We start from the raw sequence: 19321 nt of genomic DNA, 5'->3' as shown, positions 1-19321 counted from the left end.
CCCTTCATTGAACCTGCGAAAGGCGGGCCGGAGGCCGCATTCCTCCAGCTATATTGCAGCGCACCAGAATTTTGTGCAAGTGCGAGATAACGACACGCCCGAAGTACGGGACGCACAAAAAGGGGCCAATAAGTCCCCTTCCCAAAACCGACGGTCTGCAGTCTCAGGCGTTGGCGGCAGCCACCGCCATCGCGGTGCGATGTCGCCTTCCGTCTGGGAGCGGCTGCGCGGACACCGTCAAACGGCAGAAACTTCAAATCCATCATGTTGGCTCATTGCCAAAGCGCCGCTTCAAGACAACAATAACCTCGACGCCGGCGCGCCAGACGCGCACAAAAAAAAGCGTCGGAGGAAATGGAGGAGGAAGCCGCTGGCCAAGTCACGGACGCGCTATGCATGCGGCCTTTCGGTGCTCACCACCGACGAATCTGACGCGGATGCGTTCGCCCGGGCGGTGGCAGCGGAAGCAGTGGCCATCGACGCCGGGTTTGCCCTCCTGTTTTTCTCGCAGCGTCTCATAGAGGCCGTCGCCCTGTCGGAAGCGCTGAAGACCCACGCGCCGGCGCTCCACTATGCCGGCTGCTCGACGGCCGGTGAGATAACGCCCAAAGGGCTGGAGGAAGGCCAGATCCTGGCTATGCTGTTTCCCTCCGCATCGTTTTCGGCAGCCAGCACCATGGTCGAAAATCTGTCCTCATCGGGCATGGACGGGATTACCGGCGAAGTCGAGGCGCTGAGACGTTCGTTACGCGAGCGCCTCGGGCACGAGCGAGCCGACACCACTTTCGCGCTCTGCTTGATCGACGGGCTGTCCTATGCCGAAGAAGCGGTGACCTCCGCCATCCACTGGGGGCTCGACGATATTCCACTGATCGGCGGGTCGGCTGGCGATGATTTGAAATTCGAGACAACGCGGCTGATCTCGAACGGCAAAGTGACCTCCGACAGCGCCATCATCGTGCTGATCACCACGGAAATTCCTTTCCACGTGTTCAAGACCGACAATTTCGTTCCCACCGACGAGAAGCTGGTGGTGACGGCATCCGATCCCGACCACCGCATCGTGCGCGAATTCAACGCCACCAATGCCGCCGAGGAATACGCCGCCTCGGTCGGCGTCGTCGCGCAGATGCTGACACCACTGAGTTTTGCCTCGCACCCGGTGGTGGTGAAAGTGGGCGGCGAATTTTACTGCCGTTCAATCCAGAAGATGCACGCGGACGGCTCGCTGTCGTTCTTCTGCGCCATCGACGATGGTGTCGTGCTTGCCGTCGCCCAGCCCAAGGACATGGTCGAGGCGACCCGCGCCGCGCTCAGCGACGTCAGCCAAAGGCTTGGCGGCATCGACCTGATCCTCGGCTTCGACTGCGTGCTGCGCCGGCTCGACGCGCGCAACCGCCAAGTCTATCGCGAGATTTCGGAACTCTACAAGGTCAACAACGTCCTCGGCTTCGGCACCTATGGCGAACAGTACCGTTCGATGCATCTGAACCAAACCTTCACCGGCATCGCCTTCGGTGAACGCAACGCGGCCGAAGCGGCGGAGTAGGAAATCCGGGATGCCGCTCAGGAACATCGACGACCTGGAAAGGCTGAAGAAGATCAACGCCGCGCTGATCAGCCGCGTCGAGCGTTCCATGGACCAGCAAGGCAATGCCTTTTCGCTGTTCCAGACCGCCATTTCGCTCGAGAGCCGGGTGCGCAGCCGCACCGAAGAGCTGCATTCGACCTTGCGCCGGCTGGAGCAGTCGAACATCGACTTGAACGCGGCCAAGGAAAACGCCGAGCTGGCGAACCTGTCCAAGACCAGGTTCCTGGCGGCCGCCAGCCATGACGTGCTGCAGCCGCTGAACGCCGCGCATCTGTCGGTCTCGGCGCTTGCCGAAGTACAGACCAGCGAGGAAGGCAGAAACCTGGTCCGCCAGGTCGAGCGATCACTTGAGACGATGGAGGACCTGCTTCGCACCTTGCTCGACATTTCCAAGCTCGATGCCGGCGTCGTGCAGCCCGACATCACCGATGTCAGCCTGGAGACGCTGTTTTCGTCTCTGCGCTCGGATTTTCAGCCGGTTGCGGAGATGAAGGGGCTGACGCTGAAGTTCCGGCCGGTCAGTGCGCTCGTTCGTTCGGACCGAACCTTGCTGCGCCGCATCCTGCAGAATATCCTGTCCAATGCACTGCGCTATACCCGCTCGGGCGGCGTGTTGGTCGGCACCAGGCATCGCGGCGACACGATCCGCATCGACGTCGCCGATACCGGCTGCGGCATCCCCGACGACCAGCGCGAGGCGGTGTTTGAGGAATTCCATCGCGGCGCGATCCCGACGGATGCCGGGCTTGCCGCAGGCGGGCTGGGGTTGGGGCTGGCCATCGTTCGCCGCATCGCCGCGGCACTCGGCCATCCCGTCACGTTTTCGTCGAAGGTCGGACATGGCACGATTTTCCATATCGACGTTCCGGTCGGGATCGGCGACACAGCCGATCCAATCGCCAGCACCGCCGAAATGGAGCGGCCGCGCGGCTACGGCCTGTTCGGCACAAAGGTGCTGCTGGTCGAGAACGACATCGACGTGCTGCAGGCGATGACCTCCCTGCTCGAGCGCTGGCAATGCCTGGTGCGCCCCGCCACCTCGACCGGTGACGCGCTCGACATGCTTGGCGATACCGACTGGTTGCCAGATATTGTCATAGCCGACCAGCATCTCGACGGCGGCGACCTCGGCACCACCACAATCGCCGAGGTCCGTGATTATCTCGGTCGCGCCGTGCCGGCGCTGATCGTCACCGCCGACGGTTCGGAGACAGTCGCCAAGGCCGCCCGCGCCGCCGGCATCGAGCTGATGCGCAAGCCGCTGAAGCCAGCGCAGCTGAGGGCGTTGCTGGCACATCTGCTGGCTTGAACTGGTCGTATCTTCCCGGCACACGGGTCACCGTATTCCAGCCATTACTTGTGCCTAGGCGGTAATTCATATGAAGCAGATTCACTTCTTCGCGGTAAAGGACGATCTTCTTCCCGTATTGGAGGCAGTAGAACGTGAAATTTCGATAAAATACATCCTCATGGGTCATCTTCCCGAGATGGAGTTCGGCTCTTTTAGCAATAGAATGCAAATTCCAGCTCTTGGGCAATCAACCACTGAATCGGCTTCTAGCGGTCGATCATTTCTTGTCACTGGCCACGCTGTGCCCATTGAGGTGAGGCCGATAAAAACACCTTCCGGCATCCGGTATTCGCTAGATCAGCTTGGCAATCCGGACACAGTAACTTTTTCCCCTGGTGGGCGATGGACTGAAGATGTTGTGATAAATGGCCGCGTGGCAACGGTCTCCGACACGCCGCTCGCTCAGGAGCTAATGAAAACTTTTAATAGAGCATTCAAAAAGCAATTTAGTAAAATTAAAGCATTCTACGTTGGACCACAGGCCGCCATTTTACTAGACGCGGGAAAGCGGCTAACTGCTGCAGAGCAATCGCCGCGTGAATTTGATCTGACTAGAGAGGCGCGGGTTGCGTAGCTGGTGTCGGGAACGTGAGAGCCGTGGCTAGTCCGATTGCGGTGACACGAGTGCGGTCGACTACGGTGACGGTGCGCTTTTTAGCGAGCCCTCTCAAAACCCCGCATGGTCCCGAAACAGCTCGGCATTGTCGAGCTTCGAGACCTCGATCACCGCCTGGGTGCGGCTGTAGACATTGAGCTTGCGCAGGATTTCGGAAACGTGCGCCTTGACGGTGGTCTCGCCGACCTGCAGCTCGTAGGCGATCTGCTTGTTGAGCAGGCCCTGGCGCAGCATCTGCAGCACTTTGAGCTGCTGCGGCGTCAGCGTGGCCAGGCGCTGCACCATCTCGGCGCGGTCGGTGCTGTTGGCGTCGGGCGGCCGGCCCTCATAGCTCCCAGGAACATAGATCGCGCCCTCCATCACCGAGCGGATGGCGGCGGCAAGGTCGCTCTTGCGCGCCGATTTCGGGATGAAGCCTGCCGCACCGTAGGACAGCGCCTCGGAAATGATCTTCGGTTCCTCATAGCCGGAGACGATGACCACCGGCAGGCGCGGATAACGCGTCCTGAGCTGCAGCAGTCCGTCGAAGCCATGCACGTCGGGCATACTGAGATCGAGCAGCGCCAAATCGAACGGCTTGGCATCCGTCAGAAGCTCGAGCGCCTCGGCAATAGAGCGCGCCTCTACCGTGTCGACCTCCGGATAGGCCATCTGCACGGCGCTGTGCAGCGCCTCGCGAAACAGCGGATGGTCGTCAATGATCAGGAACCTGGCGCGATCGGTCATCAGCTTCATTTCGGTTTGGTCTGGCCTAGAATAGTCCTGCAACCATGGCCAGCTTATTGGCAAATAGTACATTGCCATCCTGGCTTGCTAAAGCAGAATGTGCCCATGATTTCCGCGGCGCCATGCGACAGGCCTGGCTCTTCCGCCATCCAATGCCTTGCCCGTCCGCCCAAATCGGCCGAATGTGCCGCGGACAGATCCGCTGAACAGAGACGTGCATGACCGGCTTCGTCCTTCCCGTGCCTGCAACCCCGTCGGTAGCCGTCGCCGGCTCGCCGGAGCGTTTTGCCGTGCGCCGGATCTTCTGCGTCGGCCGCAACTACGCCGCCCATGCCCGCGAGCTCGGCAATGATGAGCGCGACCCGCCCTTCTTCTTCACCAAGCCGGGCGACGCAGTGGTCGACGCAGTAGCCGGTTCGGGCACGACGATCCCCTACCCGCCGCTGACCCAAAACCTGCATCACGAAATCGAGCTGGTCGTCGCGATCGGCAGAGCCGGCTTTCGCATACCGCGCGAACGGGCGCTGGACCATGTCTGGGGTTACGGCGTCGGCGTCGACCTGACCCGCCGCGACCTTCAGGACGAGGCGAAAAAGGCGGCAAGGCCGTGGGACTGGTCGAAAGCCTTCGACCGTTCAGCGCCCTGCGGCCCGCTGGTCCCGACGCAAAAATCCGGTCATCCCGAAAAGGGCCGCATCTGGCTCGCCGTCAACGGCGAGATCAGGCAGGACGGCGATCTCGCCGAACTGATCTGGCCGGTTCCCGACATCGTCTCGATTTGCAGCGAGGCGGTAGAACTCCGGCCGGGCGACCTGATCTTCACCGGAACACCGGCTGGCGTCGGCGCCGTTGGGCCGGGCGAAAAGATCACCGGTGCCGTCGACGGCATCGGCGAAATCGAACTGACCATCGGCCAACCGAGCCCGTGATCCGATGAGCGACATCGTCCTCCATAACTACTACCGCTCCTCGACCTCTTACCGGGTGCGAATCGCGCTGGAGATGAAGGGCCTGGCCTACGACTACGTGCCGCATCATTTGCGCCACGGCGAGCATCTGGATCCCGCCTACCTCGCGGTCAATCCGCAAGGGCTGGTGCCGGCGCTGGTCCTCAGCGATGGCACGCTGCTGACGCAATCGCTAGCGATCATCGAATATCTCGACGAGACCACGCCTGAGCCGCCGCTGCTGCCCAAGGATGCGCCTGGCCGCGCCCGCGTCAGGATGCTGGCGCAGATGATCGCCTGCGACATTCATCCGGTGAACAATCTGCGCGTGCTGACCTCGCTGCGCACACTGTTCGGCGCCGGCGACCAGGATGTCGTCAACTGGTTCCGGCACTGGGTCAACGAAGGCTTCCAGCCGCTTGAAAAGATTCTGGCTTCCTCGCCCGAGACCAAGACATTCTGCCATGGCGACACGCCGGGGCTGGCCGACATCTGCCTGATCGCACAGGTCACCAGCAATGCCCGCTTCGGCGTCGACATGACGCCCTATCCGACGATCTCGCGCATCAATGCCGCCTGCATGGCGCTGCCGGCGTTCCAGAAGGCCGCGCCGGAGAACCAAATCGATGCCGAATAGCCGCAAATTGCGTGAAGTGATGAGGAACTGCCGATGAAAGCCGTCGTCTTCGAAAAATTCGGCGAGGCGCCGACGATCCAGACGGTGCCGGATCCGACGCCTTCGCCGGAAGGCGTCGTCATCAAGGTCGAGGCGACTGGCCTCTGCCGCAGCGACTGGCATGGCTGGATGGGGCACGACGACGGTATCCGCCTGCCGCATGTGCCGGGCCACGAACTGGCCGGCGTCGTGGTCTCCGCAGGCAACCAGGTGACCCGCTGGAAGGGCGGTGAGCGCGTCACCGTGCCGTTTGCCGTCGGCTGCGGTCGCTGCTTCGAATGCACCTCGGGCAACCACCAGGTCTGCGAGCATCAGTTCCAGCCCGGCTTCAGCGCCTGGGGATCGTTCGCCGAATATGTCGCCATCGACCATGCCGACACCAATCTCGTGCGCTTGCCCGACGAGATGGAATTCGCCACTGCCGCCAGCCTCGGCTGCCGCTTCGTCACCTCGTTCCGCGCCATCGTCGATCAGGGCCGCGTGACCCCAGGCGAATGGGTGGCCGTGCATGGCTGCGGCGGCGTCGGCCTGTCGGCGATCATGATCGCCAGCGCCATGGGCGCCAATGTCGTCGCCATCGACCTCACCGACGAGAAGCTGGACTTCGCCAAAAAGATCGGCGCGGTGGCGACGATCAATGCCGCAAAGACGCCGAACGTGGTCAAGGCGGTCAAGCAGATCACCGATGGCGGCGCGCATATGTCGATGGACGCGCTCGGCCACCCGACAACCTCGTTCAACTCGATCGCGAACCTGCGCCGCCGCGGGCGCCACGTGCAGGTCGGCCTGATGCTCGGCGAGCACGCCCGGCCGCAGATACCGATGGACAAAGTGATCGCCTTCGAGCTCGAGATCCGCGGCAGCCATGGCATGCAGGCCTTCCGCTACCAGGCGATGATGGAGATGATCCGCACCGGCAAGCTTAAACCCGAACTGCTGGTCGGCAAGAAGATCAGCCTCGAAGAGGCGCCGGCCGCATTGATGGCGATGGGCGGCTTCGAAGGCATCGGCATCGGCGTGGTGACCCGATTCTAGATCAGCGACCCGACCCTGGATTAGCGGAGAAAGGCGCAGACCTCCCGCACGCAGGCGCGTAACCAACGCTGCGCCGGATCGGCGTCGAGCCGCGGATGCCAGAGCATCGAGATCGTGACCTCGGCAACATCGACCGGCAACGGGAAGCTGTACATGCATGCGCGCGCGCCTTGCGTGTGCCGTTCGGGGACGCTGGCGATCAGATCGGAGGCGCGCGCCATGGCGAGCGTGGCCGAGAAGCTGGAAACCATGCACGCAATCGTCCGCTGGAGACCCAGCAGTTTCAAGGCCTCGTCGATCGGGCCTCTTTCGCGGCCACGCCGCGAAACGCTGATGTGGCGGCCGGCGGCATAGCCTTCCGGCGTCACAAGGCCCTCGCTCAGTCTATGTCCCGTTCGCACCGCACCGATGAAGCGGTCGCGAAACAGCGCCTGAATACGCATTTCGGGACCGGGTTCACCGGCAACCCCGATTTCGAGATCAATCCCAGCGTCGCGCAGCGCCATGTCGTTCTTGTCGGATTTCGGCGCAAAACGCAGCCGCACGCCGGGCGCGTCCGCTTCGATGCGAGCGACAAGACGCGGCGCGAACTCCTCAACGAAGCTTTCATTGGCGCGCAGCGTGAAGACCTTGTCGAGGCCGGAGAGCTCGAGGAGCCTGGCCGGGCGCAGGAGCGCTTCCGCATCCTGCACGACGCGGCCCACTTGTTGCTGCAATTCGAGCGCGCGCGGCGTCGCGACCAGGCCACGGCCGGCCCGGGCCAGCAATGGGTCGCCTGTCGCCTGGCGCAACCGCGCCAACGTCCGGCTCATCGCCGAGGGACTGAGGCGCAGCCGCCCGGCGGCGCGCGCCACACTGCCCTCGGTCAGCAGCACATCGAGGGCGACAAGCAGATTGAGATCGGGCGACGACATGGAAGGACCGTAGCACAGCTCGGCCGCGATGTGGCGTTTCATGCATGACTAAGATGCAAACGCTGCGCCTTCCGCCACATCAGGCGAGAGAATAGCGTCCGACAGCTCCGATTGGGGGCTTACCGGCAGAGGAGTTCACCGTGGCATCGACCGCTGAAAAGACCTGGGACGAAGTTGCCCCGGTGAGCGCCCGCTCGACCCGATGGGCATTGGCAAGCCTGTCGCTTTCGACGCTGCTGTCGTCGCTCGCCACCAGCATCGCCAGCGTTGGGCTGCCATCGCTGATGCAGGCGTTCGGCTCATCGTTCCAGCTCGTCCAATGGGTCGTCCTGGCCTATCTGCTCGCCATCACCACCTTGATTGTCAGCGCCGGGCGGCTCGCCGATATATTCGGCCGCCGCCCGCTATTGCTCGGCGGCATTGCCCTGTTCACCTTCGCATCCGTGCTTTGCGGGCTCGCGCCGACGCTCTGGCTGCTGATCGCCGCGCGGGCGGCACAGGGGCTCGGCGCGGCCGTCATGATGGCTCTGACGCTGGCCTTTGTCGCCGACTCGGTTCCCCGGGAAAAAACCGGCAGTGCCATGGGCCTGCTCGGCGCCATGTCGGCGATCGGCACCACGCTTGGCCCCTCGGTTGGCGGACTGCTGATCGCCGGCCTCGGCTGGCGCGCGATCTTCCTCATCAATCTGCCATTGGGGGCGCTGGCTTTCGCGCTCGCCTGGCGCGTCCTGCCGGCCGGAAAAAGGACAGCGGAACCGGATCGGCGCGGTTTCGACGGCATCGGCACGGCTTTGCTCGCGCTGACGCTGGCCGCCTATGCGCTCGCCATGACCCTTGGACGCGGCAGTTTTGGTTCTCTCAATGTCGGCTTGCTGATTGCCGCCGCCATGGGTGGCTTGCTGTTCGTTATTGCTCAGACAAGGGCCGAGAACCCTTTGATCCAGCCTGCCAGGTTCCGCGACCGCGCCTTGAACGCAAGCCTCGTCATGAGCCTGATCGTCGCCACCGTGATGATGGCGACGCTGGTGGTCGCGCCATTCTATCTGTCGCGCGCGCTCGGGCTGGACGCTGCCATGGTCGGGCTGGTTCTGTCGACCGGCCCTCTGGTTACCGCACTGGCGGCGCTGCCGGCCGGACGCCTGGTCGATCGTTTCGGGGCGAACCGGATGATGATCGTCGGCCTGTTCGATCTCGCTATCGGTACCTTTGCTCTGTCGCGGGCGGAATTCGGTATTGCCGGCTATGTCGTGCCGATCATCATCGTCTGCACCGGCTACAGCCTGTTTCAGACCTCCAACAATTCAGCCGTGATGACCGATGTGGCATCCGACCAGCGCGGCGTCGTCTCCGGCCTGCTCAATCTGTCGCGCAATCTCGGCCTGATCACCGGTGCGTCGGTGATGGGCGCGGTGTTCGCCTTCGCATCGGCTGGGGAAGGCACTGGCTTGGCAGTGTTGGCGCCTGCGGCAGCGGCACGAGGGATGCAGGTCACTTTCCAGGTGGCGACGGGCCTGATGCTGATGGCGCTGATCCTTGCGGTATTTTCAGCCCGCACCACTGCCGGGCGAACAGATATCGTTGCCAAGCATCCTTGAGGATTCCACCCGGTTCGCATGCAACTCCGGCAGCTGGCGCACCTATCTCGCATATCTCTTGGCACCGACGAGGCAAAGCACGACGGCGGCGGTGACGGCGATCATCGCGGGACTGACCTGCTCATGCAGCAGCGCTGCCGCCAGCCCCAGGCCGAAGAAGGGCTGCAGCAGTTGCAACTGCCCGACCGCGGCAATGCCGCCTTGCGCCAGGCCGCGATACCAGAACACGAAACCGATCAGCATGCTGAACAGCGAAACATAGGCCAGGCCAATCCAGGCGCCCCTGCCGGCACTTCCGAGCGACGGCGGCATGGTGATGAACGTCAGCGCCAACATGACCGGCAGCGACAGCACCAGCGCCCACGAGATCACCTGCCAACCGCCGAGCTTACGCGACAGCGCCGCTCCTTCCGCATAGCCCAATCCGCACACGATGATGGCGGCCAGCATCAAGATGTCGCCGAGCGGCGAGACCGACAGGCCTTGCGTGACTGCAAAACCGGCAACAAGGCCGCTGCCGAGGCACGAGAACAGCCAGAACGCCGGCTTCGGGCGATCACCGCCTCGAACCACGCCGAAGATCGCGGTCGCCAACGGCAACAGGCCGACGAAAATGATGGAGTGAGCCGAATTGATGTGCTTGAGCGCCAGCGCCGTCAGCAGGGGAAAGCCGACCACGACGCCAAGCGCCACGATCGCCAGCGGGAACAGATCTCGCCGCTCCGGGCGCTTCTGGCGAAAGAGAAGCAGCAGCGCCAGGCCGAGGATGCCCGCCGAAGCCGCACGGGCGACCGTTACGAACACCGGATCGAAATCCATCACCGCCACGCGCGTCGCCGGGAGCGAACCGCTGAAGATCAGCACGCCTATGAACCCGTTGACCCAGCCACTCGCCGCCCAGCTACTCGCCGCCCAACCACTCGCCGCCCAACTACTCGCCGCCTTGTCCATCGATGCCCCGCTCGTTTTCGCCCTCTATCGGGCCGGGCGTATGGCTCCGCCAGAGACAATGAGGTACAGTTTGACAAAACCGTCATGGTAGACTGAGCAGTACGGATGGATGAGCAGACGACAACAGATGAGGGCAGCCGGACGCTTGTCGAAAGCGTCATGGCGACGATCAGGCACAGGATCGCCGCGCGCAGCCTGACACCGGGAATGCGGCTGCCTTCGATCCGGGCTTTCGCCAAGGCCATGCAGGTTTCCAAGTCCACCGTGGTCGAAGCCTATGAGCGTCTAGCGGCGGAAGGCATGATCCGCTCGCGGCCAGGCTCGGGTTTCTATGCCGCCGGACAGTTGGCTCGGCTGTCGCTGGCCGAGATCGGCCCCAGGCTTGACCGTGCTGTCGACCCGCTGTGGGTCTCGCGCCAATCGCTGGAAGCCGGCGACGGCGTCCTGAAACCGGGTTGCGGCTGGCTGCCGGCCGCATGGATGCCCGAGGCCGGATTGCGCCGGGCGCTGCGGACGATGGCCCGCGCCGACGACGCCGCGCTGACCGACTACGGCACGCCGCTCGGGTTGCCGGCGCTGCGCCATCTGCTGGCGCGGCGCATGGCCGAGCACGGCATCGAAGCCTCTCCGGACCAGATCATGCTGACGGAGTCGGGCACTCAGGCGATCGACCTGCTGTGCCGGTTCCTGCTCGAACCGGGTGACACGGTGTTGGTCGACGATCCCTGCTATTTCAACTTCCATGCCCTGTTGCGCGCCCATCGGGCCAAGGTGATCAGCGTCCCCTACACGCGCTCGGGTCCGGACATCGAACTGTTCGCGCAGGCGCTGAACGAGCACCGGCCGCGCCTCTACATCACCAATTCGGCGCTGCACAATCCGACCGGCGCGATATTGTCGCCGGTCGTTGCTCATCGGGTGCTGAAGCTCGCCGACCAGTCTGGGCTGACGATCATCGAGGACGATATCTTCGCCGATTTCGAACACACGCCCGCGCCCAGGCTGGCGGCCTTCGACGGCCTCAGCCGGGTCATCCACATCGGAAGCTTTTCCAAGACGCTGTCGGCATCGGTGCGCTGCGGCTTCATCGCCGCTCCTCGCGACTGGATAGAAGGATTGACCGATCTCAAGATCGCCACATCGTTTGGCAGCGGTCGGCTTGCATCCGAACTGGTACTGACGCTGCTGAAGGATGGCCTCTATCGCAAGCACGTCGACCTGCTGCGCGCGCGGCTCTCGCGCGCCATGGAAGAAACCAGCACCCGCCTCAGGGCGATCGGCATCGTGCCATGGATAGATCAGCCCGCCGGCATGTTTTTATGGTGCAGGCTGCCGGAGGGGATAGATGCCGCGGATGTCGCCCGCCACGCACTGACGGCCAATGTCGTGCTTGCGCCCGGCAATGCGTTCAGCCTGTCCCGGTCGGCCAGCCGTTACATGCGCTTCAACGTCGCCCAATCGGGAGACGACCGGATTTTCAGGGCGCTTGAAGAGGCGATGTCGCGTTGATTGCGCTGCCGCGCACCTGTCTGAGGCCGTGTCCTCGGAGACCGTTTCGAAATTCGCTCTGACGAGTCATATGATGGTGGTTTCGAGAACCGGAGCGCAGCGGACATTTAGGTCCGTGAGCACCGGAAGCGCAGAAAACGCCATCAGATGGCCGCCAGAGTAGAGTTTCCAAACGGTCTCTCAGGTGCCGGCCCGCTTGCGGCGTGCGTAAAGCATGACGAGCGTCTCGGCGGTCAGCGCCGGCCTCTGCTCGCCTTCGATCTCGACCGTATTGGCAGCTTTCATCAGATATTGGCCCGGGCCTTTGTCTTCCATCGACAACAGCGTGGTGCGCAGTCTGATCCGCGAGCCGACCCTGACCGGCGCCACGAAACGCACTTTGTCGAAACCGTAGTTGAACGCGGCCTGCGTGTTTTCGGGTACGATGCCCATCTCGAGCGCAAGCGCGCCGATGATCGACAGGGTCAGATAGCCATGCGCGATGGTGGTGCGGAACGGGCTTTGCCGCTTCGCCCGCTCCGGATCGACATGGATCCATTGATGATCGCCAGTGCATTCGGCAAACTGGTCGATGCGGTGCTGATCGACCAGTGTCCAGTCCGAGACGCCCAACTCCTGCCCGGCCATCGCCCTGAGTTGCTCGAAGGTCGGCGGCGTCCTCGGCCGTATCTGCGTCATTCCTGCTTTCCCGATCGCTTGCCTGTTCCGGACCACGACGGGCCGCCCCTGTCAATTCGCCAATGCGATTCCAACGCATAATCTTCGGCCGAACCGCCGGTCTTCGCCGCCGGCAAGCGTGCTGCTGGGAAACAGCTTATTTCTTGTCGTGGCCGGCGCGGATCTCCTCCATCGCCTCCTTGATGCGGCTGCGCAGGATTTCGATCGATTCGGTGCCGGACGCCCTCGCCAGTTCGGCCATCTCGCCGGCATTCTTCAGCGCGGTCTCGAAGGATCTCCTGGCGAACGCCGCCTGCTTCTCCATCATTTCCTGGGGATTGCCGGGCGCCCTGTAGTTTTGTGCCATGTCGGTGATTTCGCGCAGCGTGTCCTGCAGCATCTCGCGTTGCCTGGACAACAGCGCCGACGCTCCGGCGGCACTCGCCCGGGCCGACTTCTCCAGCGCTTCTAAGTTTTTGCGGTTGTGAGCGAGGATCGCCTCGACGTCGACATTCGGCAGCTTCAGGTCGCGGCCGAACTTGCTGAACATGTCGATGAAGGACTCGGACTCCGGTCGTTTTGCCATGCTGGTTCTCTCCCCCTGTTGCCGTGAACGCCACCACTGCACGGAAGATAGTGCAGCAAAGCTCAGCGGTCCATTCGGACGAGTCAGCCGACGAGAAACAGCCGTTCGGCGGTGTAGAGCACGAGCCCGGCAAGGCCACCGATGATCATGCCGTTGAAGCGAATATATTGCAGGTCCTTGCCGATGTTCATTTCGATCAGCCTTGTCAGTTGCGCGAGGTCCCAGCGCTTGACCTGGTCGGCGATGAATTTGGACACGCCGCTCTTCTGGCTTTCGACAAAGGATGCAAGCGCCACGATGAACCCCTGGTTCATGTCGGCCCTGATCTGCGCGTCGTCGGCAAGATGGCGGCCGACCTCGACGAACATGGTGGCGAGATGGTCGCGGATCATCGAATTCGGCGCCTTGGCGTCCTGTTCGATGAACAGCCGCAGGCTGTCCCACATATCGCCGGCCAGCGCGCTGAGCTCTGGCCGGGCAAGGAAATCGCGCTTCAGCTTTTCGGCGCGCCTGGCATATTGTTTGGATGTCCTCAACCGCTCGACGAAGGTCCCGACGAAAAGGTCGAATTCGGCTCGCATCGGATGGTGCGGATCGGCGCGCACTTCATCGAGCAGCGAGCCGGCCGATGCAACGATCTTCTTCAACAGATAGGCGTCGGCGCGAAACAGGTTGAACAGCGACGGCAGTTCCTCGCGGATCTTCTCGCGCATCGTCGCCAGCGCCTGCTCGTCGCTCAAGAAGCGGCCGACCACCTTGGTGAACTCGTCGAACAGTTTCTGGTGGCGACGGTCGTCGGTCAGCGCCGACAGCAGCTCGGCGGCGAGCGGCGCCAGCGGCACCTTCTCGATCTGCTCCAGCATACGGCTGGTGAAGAAGCCGCGCAGTCCGGATTGCTCGACCGCCGCCAGCGTCTGCGGCACCAGCCGGCCGACGAAGCGCGACAGGTCGGCGGCACGGTTCGGGTCGGCCAGCCAGTCCGCGACCAGCGCGGAAAAGTCGACCTCGGCGAGCTTTTCGCGCACCGGTTCCGGCGCCAGGAAATTCACCTCGATGAAGCGGCCGAGATTGTCGGCGATGCGATTCTGGTTTTCCGGGATGATGGCCGTATGCGGGATCGGCAGGCCAAGTGGCCGCCGAAACAGCGCCACCACCGCATACCAGTCCGCCAGCCCGCCGATCGTCGCCGCCTCGGCGAAAGCGGCGACGAAGCCCAGCCACGCATGCCGGCTCTCGAGCGATTTCGCCACCGCAAAGACCAGCACGCAAAACGCAAGTGCCGCGGTAGCCACGAACTTGGTGCGCCTGAGCGCTGAAAGCTTGGCATCGGCATCGGCGTCGAACCGGACGGATGCGACGGATGCAAATGCCGGGGCTGGTCGTGACATGATGGGCCGCTCCTGATCGTGTATGCGAACTTATCTAGTGTCGCCTGCCCCAGAAAGCGCGCCGCTGGTTCCGGTGCGCGCAATCGTGCACGCAAACTTGACGCCGGAATTCATCTATTATGCAGCGCCAGTCTGGAATTGTTCCAAACTATAGGCCATATTGACGCCAACCACTGTTATGTGAGGACACAATGCGGCTTACCCGTCAGACCAACTACGCCATGCGCATTCTGATGTATTGCGCCGCCAACACCGAGCGGTTGAGCCGCATCCCCGAGATCGCCGCCGCCTATTCGGTATCGGAACTTTTCCTATTCAAGATCCTGCAGCCGCTGGTCGAAAACGGCCTGATCGAAACGGTGCGCGGCAGGAATGGCGGCGTCAGGCTCGGCCGTGCGGCCGAATCAATCAGCCTGTTCGATGTCGTGCGGGTGACGGAGGAAAGCTTTGCCATGGCCGAATGCTTCGAGAACGACGCCGCCGAATGCCCGCTGATCGACAGCTGCGCCTTGAATTCGGCATTGCGCGAAGCGCTCAACGCCTTCTTCGCCGTGCTGTCGCGCTACACGATCGCCGATCTGGTGGCGGCGCGCCCGAATGTGAGGCACCTGCTCGGCATCGACATGCTGGTGCAAAGGGCGCCGGCCGCCTGATTTCTCTGATTGCCTACGCTGCCGATTGCGGCAATACGAACGGCGTGTTTGCGGCCGGCAACACACCGACCTTCAGCCGACAATCGAAGACCTTTTCGATCAGCTCGTCGCTGAGCACCTGTTGCGGCGAACCTGTAGCGGCGAGCCTGCCGCGATGCATGACGAAAATCCGGTCGGCATGCATCGCCGTCAAATTGAGATCGTGCAGGATGGCGACCACGCCGCCTCCCCGTCTGGCGAAATCACGCGCGATGTCCATGATGATCAGCTGGTGTTTGATGTCGAGGCTGGACACCGGCTCGTCGAGGAACAAATAGCGCGGCTTGCCGTCGAGCACCGGCGCCCAGACCTGGCAGAGCACGCGGGCAAGCTGCACGCGCTGCTGCTCGCCGCCGGACAGCTCCTGGTAGAAGCGGCCGGCAAAACCGTCGAGATCGACGCGAGCCAGCGCGCGTTCGGCCAGGCGCTGGTCCTCGCCGGGCAACACGCCGGAGCGCCCGCCGACCAGGCCTAGACTGACGATCTCACGCACGGTGAACGGGAAGGACAGCGTCGTTGCCTGCGGCAGCACCGCGCGCACCGTCGCCGCCTCGACCGGCTTCATCGCCGATAGATTGCGGCCGTTGATGTTGACCTCTCCCGAATAGCCAAGATCGCCGGACAGTGCTCTGAGGAATGTCGTCTTGCCCGAACCGTTGGGGCCGACGATGGCCGCGATTTCGCCGGGCCGCGCCTCGAAATCGACATTGGCGACAATGCGCTTGCCGCCGATCGCCACCGAGACATCGCGCGCTTCGATCATAAGCAAACTTTCACAAGTCGATGACGCCGCGCTTGCGCAGCAGGATCCACAGGAAGAACGGCGCACCGGCGACCGCGGTGACGATGCCAATCGGCAATTCGGCCGGGGCAACGATGGTGCGGGCAACGGCGTCGGCCAACAGCAGCAGCGCGGCGCCGAGCAGCGCCGATGCCGGCAGCAGGTAACGGTTGTCGGGGCCGATCAACAGGCGCAGCAAATGCGGCACCACGATGCCGACGAAGCCGATGCCGCCGCTGACGGCGACCGACGCGCCGACCGCTGCCGAGACGCCGACGATCGCGGTGTATTTCAGCCGCTGCACCGGAATGCCGAGATGGCCGGCCGTGGCCTCGCCAAGCGCCAGCGCGTTGAGGCCCCGTGCCAGGAACGGCAGTGCCGTCAGCGCCAGCACGATGACCGGCCCGACCGAGCCGATTTTCTGCCAGGTTGCGCCACCCAGCGAGCCGAGCTGCCAAAAGGTCAGGTCGCGCAATTGCCGATCGTCGGCCATGAAGATCAGGATGCCGGTCAGCGCCATGGCAAGCGCCGCCAGCGCGATGCCGGCGAGCAGCATGGTCGCGACCGAGGTCCGGCCTTGCCGTGTCGCGACCTGATAGAGCAGCAATGTCGTCGCCAGCCCGCCGCAGAACGCAGCCAGCGGCAACGCCAGCGTGCCGAGCGCCGAAGTCAGCGGCGCCAGCATGGTCGAGCCAAGCACGATGACGGCGACCGCACCGAGGCTCGATCCGGCCGAAACGCCGATCAGGCCGGGGTCGGCCAGGGGATTGCGGAACAGCCCCTGCATGACAGCACCGGACACGGCAAGCGATGCGCCGATCAGCACGCCCAGGATGATGCGCGGCAGACGGATGTCATGGATGATCAGGTGGTCGCGGGCGCTCAACGCCGCATCGCCGGGCGGCGCGCCAAACAGCCAGTCGCGCATGACGCCGATGGCCGAGGCATCGGATGCGCCGGAGGTCAGCGACAACAGCACGGCGATAGTCAGCCCGACGCAGAGCAGCACGATGACGAGGTGGGCGCGCCGCGAGCGGTCACCCTCGGCTGCCGTCACCATGATTCCCGCCGCACCAGCGATCGAATGATCCGCCATCGCGCTCAATCCGTGACCTGGCCGCCATAGAGCGAGACGGCGAGGTCGTGGATGGCGTCGGCCGTGCGCGGGCCGAAGCCGAGCAGATAGCCGCCGTCCATGCGGATCAGCTTGCGGGCGGCACCCGCCGGCGTCGAAGCCACGGCAGGGTTCGAAAACAATTCGTCATCCGCGGTGGCCGGTCCGGCATTGTTCATCATCAGGATCACGTCCGGCCTGGCGGTGATGACTGCCTCGTCCGACAATTGCTTGTAGCCGGCAAAGCCGTCGATGGCGTTGATGCCGCCCGCAAGCTTGATGATGCCGTCGGCGGCGGTGTCGCTGCCGGCGGCAAGCAGCTTGCCGCCCTGCATCGACAGAACGAACAGGATGCGCTTGCGCTCCTTGATCGAGGCGATCTGCTTTTCGGCTGCCTTCAGCTTGGCGTCTATCTCGGCTGCCAGGGCATCGGCCTTGGCGTCGACGCTGAGCGCCTTGCCGACGATGTGGATCTTTTCCAGAATGCCTTGATTATCATAGCGCTCGGGCACCTCGATGAACGGGATGCTCGATTTCTTCAGCACGTCGACGGCTTCCTTCGGTCCGCTGCCGTGCAGGGCCAATATACCCGACGGATTGACCGACAGCACACCCTCCGGCGACAGCTGGCGCATGTAGCCGACATCAGGCAGTTCCGCCGCCGCTTGCGGATAGCGGCTGGTCGAATCGCGCGCGACAAGGCGATCCTGTTCGCCGAGCGCGTAGACGATCTCGGTGATCGAGCCGCCAATGGCCACGATCCTCGAGCGGTCGGTGAAAGTCGCGATGCCTTCGGCGGCCTGAGCCGGCATCAGCGCGGCGAACGCCAGCAAAACAGCGGCCGCAGGACCAAGCGTCGACTTGGAGACCGATGCCAGCCTGGAGAAAAGAATCATCATCGTTTTCTCAGGCTGCGGTCGGGCTTGGGATACGCGGCAGATTTTCGGCCAGAAAGCGCCAGTCTTCGCGCTCGCTTTCGCCCTCATGCCGCTTACCGAAGAACTGGATGATCATCTTGCCGTCGGCGCCATAGACTTCGAGCGACGTGACATGGCCGTCCTTGGTCGGCTTGCGCACGGCCCAGACCTCATCGATGTGATCGGTCCGCAGGTGCAGATGGAAGGTCTTGTCGAGTACATTGAGCCATGGTCCCATCGGCTTGATCGAGGCGACGGGGCCGGAATGGATCTGGATGCAGCCGCGATTGCCGACAAAGCACATGATCGGCATGGCGCCAGCGGCCGCGTGGGCGAACATGGCGCTCACCGCATCCTTGTCGACCAGCCAGGCGAAGTCCTGGCCGACCATGCGCACCGCCTGGCGGCGGCTGATCTTCAGTGTCTTCAACATGCCGAAGAACTGGTGCACGTCGGTCAGCTGGCTCCAGCGGTCGCGCAGATCGTCGACGCTCGCCGAATTGTCCGCAGTCTCGGCCTCGTCGTCAGCCGCGCCCGCTGAAATTGCCACCGTCGGTTCCTGGTTCGGCGATTCCAGCCCGGCCACCAGCTTCTGATAGATGTAGAGGTTGGATGCGGGTCTGAGATGCACCTTGTGTACCGCCTCGCCTGCGGTGTCGAAGAACTGCAGGCTGCGGCGGATGTCGGCGCCATCGCGCTTTTCCACGGCAAAGCCGTGCGCCCAGACTTTCGGGAAGATGCGCAGGTCGATGTTTTCGCCGAGCACCATGGCATTGTGATTACCGGTGACGACCTTGTCGTAGACGCCGATCTTCTCGTGCACCGCGCTTTCGTTGCGGGTCAGCGCCATCACCTCACCGACAGCTTCGAGGCCAGTCAAAAGGTCGTTGACACGCGGCTCGACGCGCACGGCGCCGTCGCCGCAATGCGCGGCGACCAGTTCGGCCTCCGAAATACCGAGCTGGGCGGCGAGGTCGCGCTCGCGCATTTTCGGATTGTCTGCCCGTGCCCGCCGGATCTCGTGCGGGGCGGGTTTTACGCGCTGGTCCATTTCCACCACCTACTTGTTGAGGATGAGCTTGCCCTGCCGGGTGATCTTCAGCCGATACAGCGCACCGTGATGTTCGATGCCGATCTCGTGCTCGCCCTGGAACAGCGTGTTGCTGGACAGCGTTCTCACGGCCGATTGGACCCGGTCGAAACGGACGGAATTTTCGTCGGAACGGCGGACGCGATAGCGAAAGTCGCTGGGATTGTGCGTGTTCATTGGTTCGA

Annotated in this window: 20 protein-coding genes; 9 read left to right on the top strand and 11 right to left on the bottom strand. The window is 63.5% G+C overall.

From position 1 onward, the window contains the following. Nucleotides 1–409: 409 nt before the first annotated feature. From RQ479_RS03865 to RQ479_RS03855, 3 genes are all read left to right on the top strand, one after another. Entirely contained in the window at nucleotides 410–1549 is a 1140-nt protein-coding gene (locus RQ479_RS03865) for an FIST N-terminal domain-containing protein (protein WP_376704165.1), read from the top strand. 10 nt (nucleotides 1550–1559) lie between these two features. Continuing rightward, nucleotides 1560–2900: a hybrid sensor histidine kinase/response regulator gene (locus RQ479_RS03860; protein ID WP_376704164.1), complete on the top strand. Its 1341-nt coding sequence runs from the start codon at nucleotides 1560–1562 to the stop codon at nucleotides 2898–2900. Between the two features lie 70 nt (nucleotides 2901–2970). After that, nucleotides 2971–3516, top strand: a complete 546-nt coding sequence (locus RQ479_RS03855; RefSeq protein ID WP_376704163.1) for a hypothetical protein — start codon at nucleotides 2971–2973, stop codon at nucleotides 3514–3516. Nucleotides 3517–3609: 93 nt separating this feature from the next. Here RQ479_RS03855 and RQ479_RS03850 read toward each other — a convergent pair whose 3' ends face one another. Beyond that, nucleotides 3610–4293, bottom strand: coding sequence for a response regulator transcription factor (locus RQ479_RS03850; protein ID WP_292662956.1), 684 nt, complete (start codon nucleotides 4291–4293; stop codon nucleotides 3610–3612). Between the two features lie 209 nt (nucleotides 4294–4502). Here RQ479_RS03850 and RQ479_RS03845 point away from each other — a divergent pair, with 209 nt between their 5' ends. The 3 genes from RQ479_RS03845 to RQ479_RS03835 are packed head-to-tail and all read left to right on the top strand — an operon-like array spanning nucleotide 4503 to nucleotide 6942. Beyond that, entirely contained in the window at nucleotides 4503–5213 is a 711-nt protein-coding gene (locus RQ479_RS03845; protein ID WP_376704162.1) for a fumarylacetoacetate hydrolase family protein, read from the top strand. A gap of 4 nt (nucleotides 5214–5217) precedes the next feature. After that, nucleotides 5218–5868 (top strand): maleylacetoacetate isomerase, encoded by a 651-nt coding sequence (maiA, locus tag RQ479_RS03840; protein ID WP_376704161.1) that lies wholly within the window; start codon nucleotides 5218–5220, stop codon nucleotides 5866–5868. Between the two features lie 33 nt (nucleotides 5869–5901). Beyond that, a complete protein-coding gene (locus tag RQ479_RS03835) occupies nucleotides 5902–6942 on the top strand; it encodes a zinc-dependent alcohol dehydrogenase family protein (RefSeq protein WP_376704160.1) in 1041 nt (346 codons plus the stop codon). Between the two features lie 20 nt (nucleotides 6943–6962). Here RQ479_RS03835 and RQ479_RS03830 read toward each other — a convergent pair whose 3' ends face one another. Further along, complete coding sequence (locus RQ479_RS03830; protein WP_376705862.1) at nucleotides 6963–7856, bottom strand: LysR family transcriptional regulator; 894 nt, start codon at nucleotides 7854–7856, stop codon at nucleotides 6963–6965. A 140-nt stretch (nucleotides 7857–7996) separates the two neighbouring features. Here RQ479_RS03830 and RQ479_RS03825 point away from each other — a divergent pair, with 140 nt between their 5' ends. Then, nucleotides 7997–9451, top strand: coding sequence for an MFS transporter (locus RQ479_RS03825; RefSeq protein WP_376704159.1), 1455 nt, complete (start codon nucleotides 7997–7999; stop codon nucleotides 9449–9451). A gap of 42 nt (nucleotides 9452–9493) precedes the next feature. Here RQ479_RS03825 and RQ479_RS03820 read toward each other — a convergent pair whose 3' ends face one another. Continuing rightward, entirely contained in the window at nucleotides 9494–10402 is a 909-nt protein-coding gene (locus tag RQ479_RS03820) for a DMT family transporter (RefSeq protein ID WP_376704158.1), read from the bottom strand. A gap of 105 nt (nucleotides 10403–10507) precedes the next feature. On the opposite strand from RQ479_RS03820, the gene RQ479_RS03815 reads away from it, so the two are divergent. Further along, the gene (locus tag RQ479_RS03815; protein WP_376704157.1) at nucleotides 10508–11911 is read left to right on the top strand and encodes a PLP-dependent aminotransferase family protein; all 1404 of its coding nucleotides are present in this window, start codon (nucleotides 10508–10510) and stop codon (nucleotides 11909–11911) included. Between the two features lie 180 nt (nucleotides 11912–12091). On the opposite strand, the gene RQ479_RS03810 is transcribed toward RQ479_RS03815, so the two are convergent. The 3 genes from RQ479_RS03810 to RQ479_RS03800 form a co-directional block, all read right to left on the bottom strand. After that, nucleotides 12092–12589: a MaoC family dehydratase gene (locus RQ479_RS03810; RefSeq protein ID WP_292664992.1), complete on the bottom strand. Its 498-nt coding sequence runs from the start codon at nucleotides 12587–12589 to the stop codon at nucleotides 12092–12094. Between the two features lie 136 nt (nucleotides 12590–12725). Then, entirely contained in the window at nucleotides 12726–13154 is a 429-nt protein-coding gene (locus RQ479_RS03805) for a phasin family protein (RefSeq protein WP_376704156.1), read from the bottom strand. An 83-nt stretch (nucleotides 13155–13237) separates the two neighbouring features. After that, nucleotides 13238–14542 carry a DUF445 domain-containing protein gene (locus RQ479_RS03800; RefSeq protein WP_376704155.1) on the bottom strand — a complete coding sequence of 435 codons (1305 nt, stop codon included), beginning with the start codon at nucleotides 14540–14542 and terminating at the stop codon, nucleotides 13238–13240. 191 nt (nucleotides 14543–14733) lie between these two features. On the opposite strand from RQ479_RS03800, the gene rirA reads away from it, so the two are divergent. Continuing rightward, entirely contained in the window at nucleotides 14734–15195 is a 462-nt protein-coding gene (gene rirA, locus RQ479_RS03795; RefSeq protein ID WP_352721072.1) for an iron-responsive transcriptional regulator RirA, read from the top strand. Between the two features lie 13 nt (nucleotides 15196–15208). Here the strand turns inward: rirA and RQ479_RS03790 are convergent, their stop codons facing one another. The 5 genes from RQ479_RS03790 to hemP are packed head-to-tail and all read right to left on the bottom strand — an operon-like array spanning nucleotide 15209 to nucleotide 19313. Continuing rightward, nucleotides 15209–15997 carry a heme ABC transporter ATP-binding protein gene (locus tag RQ479_RS03790; RefSeq protein WP_376704154.1) on the bottom strand — a complete coding sequence of 263 codons (789 nt, stop codon included), beginning with the start codon at nucleotides 15995–15997 and terminating at the stop codon, nucleotides 15209–15211. A gap of 10 nt (nucleotides 15998–16007) precedes the next feature. Beyond that, on the bottom strand, nucleotides 16008–17111 hold the full coding sequence (locus tag RQ479_RS03785) for a FecCD family ABC transporter permease (protein WP_376704153.1): 1104 nt from the start codon (nucleotides 17109–17111) through the stop codon (nucleotides 16008–16010). A gap of 5 nt (nucleotides 17112–17116) precedes the next feature. Continuing rightward, complete coding sequence (locus RQ479_RS03780) at nucleotides 17117–18025, bottom strand: hemin ABC transporter substrate-binding protein (protein WP_376705861.1); 909 nt, start codon at nucleotides 18023–18025, stop codon at nucleotides 17117–17119. Between the two features lie 10 nt (nucleotides 18026–18035). Next, the gene (locus RQ479_RS03775; protein ID WP_376704152.1) at nucleotides 18036–19097 is read right to left on the bottom strand and encodes a hemin-degrading factor; all 1062 of its coding nucleotides are present in this window, start codon (nucleotides 19095–19097) and stop codon (nucleotides 18036–18038) included. 9 nt (nucleotides 19098–19106) lie between these two features. Beyond that, complete coding sequence (hemP, locus tag RQ479_RS03770; RefSeq protein WP_352451949.1) at nucleotides 19107–19313, bottom strand: hemin uptake protein HemP; 207 nt, start codon at nucleotides 19311–19313, stop codon at nucleotides 19107–19109. Between the last annotated feature and the right edge of the window lie 8 nt (nucleotides 19314–19321).

It is taken from the genome of Mesorhizobium sp. ISC25, from assembly GCF_042295465.1.
In the GTDB taxonomy this organism is placed as follows: Bacteria; Pseudomonadota; Alphaproteobacteria; order Rhizobiales; family Rhizobiaceae; genus Mesorhizobium.
This window is presented reverse-complemented; position numbering and strand designations above follow the sequence as displayed.

What these genes read in the sequence shown, in the direction of transcription:
- RQ479_RS03860 (WP_376704164.1), top strand. Translation starts at nt 1,560, where the DNA reads ATGCCGCTCAGGAACATCGACGACCTGGAAAGGCTGAAGAAGATCAAC.
- RQ479_RS03855 (WP_376704163.1), top strand. Translation starts at nt 2,971, where the DNA reads ATGAAGCAGATTCACTTCTTCGCGGTAAAGGACGATCTTCTTCCCGTA.
- RQ479_RS03850 (WP_292662956.1), bottom strand. Translation starts at nt 4,293, where the DNA reads ATGAAGCTGATGACCGATCGCGCCAGGTTCCTGATCATTGACGACCAT.
- RQ479_RS03845 (WP_376704162.1), top strand. Translation starts at nt 4,503, where the DNA reads ATGACCGGCTTCGTCCTTCCCGTGCCTGCAACCCCGTCGGTAGCCGTC.
- maiA (WP_376704161.1), top strand. Translation starts at nt 5,218, where the DNA reads ATGAGCGACATCGTCCTCCATAACTACTACCGCTCCTCGACCTCTTAC.
- RQ479_RS03835 (WP_376704160.1), top strand. Translation starts at nt 5,902, where the DNA reads ATGAAAGCCGTCGTCTTCGAAAAATTCGGCGAGGCGCCGACGATCCAG.
- RQ479_RS03830 (WP_376705862.1), bottom strand. Translation starts at nt 7,856, where the DNA reads ATGTCGTCGCCCGATCTCAATCTGCTTGTCGCCCTCGATGTGCTGCTG.
- RQ479_RS03820 (WP_376704158.1), bottom strand. Translation starts at nt 10,402, where the DNA reads ATGGACAAGGCGGCGAGTAGTTGGGCGGCGAGTGGTTGGGCGGCGAGT.
- RQ479_RS03815 (WP_376704157.1), top strand. Translation starts at nt 10,508, where the DNA reads ATGGATGAGCAGACGACAACAGATGAGGGCAGCCGGACGCTTGTCGAA.
- RQ479_RS03810 (WP_292664992.1), bottom strand. Translation starts at nt 12,589, where the DNA reads ATGACGCAGATACGGCCGAGGACGCCGCCGACCTTCGAGCAACTCAGG.
- RQ479_RS03805 (WP_376704156.1), bottom strand. Translation starts at nt 13,154, where the DNA reads ATGGCAAAACGACCGGAGTCCGAGTCCTTCATCGACATGTTCAGCAAG.
- RQ479_RS03800 (WP_376704155.1), bottom strand. Translation starts at nt 14,542, where the DNA reads ATGTCACGACCAGCCCCGGCATTTGCATCCGTCGCATCCGTCCGGTTC.
- rirA (WP_352721072.1), top strand. Translation starts at nt 14,734, where the DNA reads ATGCGGCTTACCCGTCAGACCAACTACGCCATGCGCATTCTGATGTAT.
- RQ479_RS03790 (WP_376704154.1), bottom strand. Translation starts at nt 15,997, where the DNA reads ATGATCGAAGCGCGCGATGTCTCGGTGGCGATCGGCGGCAAGCGCATT.
- RQ479_RS03785 (WP_376704153.1), bottom strand. Translation starts at nt 17,111, where the DNA reads ATGGCGGATCATTCGATCGCTGGTGCGGCGGGAATCATGGTGACGGCA.
- RQ479_RS03780 (WP_376705861.1), bottom strand. Translation starts at nt 18,025, where the DNA reads ATGATTCTTTTCTCCAGGCTGGCATCGGTCTCCAAGTCGACGCTTGGT.
- RQ479_RS03775 (WP_376704152.1), bottom strand. Translation starts at nt 19,097, where the DNA reads ATGGACCAGCGCGTAAAACCCGCCCCGCACGAGATCCGGCGGGCACGG.
- hemP (WP_352451949.1), bottom strand. Translation starts at nt 19,313, where the DNA reads ATGAACACGCACAATCCCAGCGACTTTCGCTATCGCGTCCGCCGTTCC.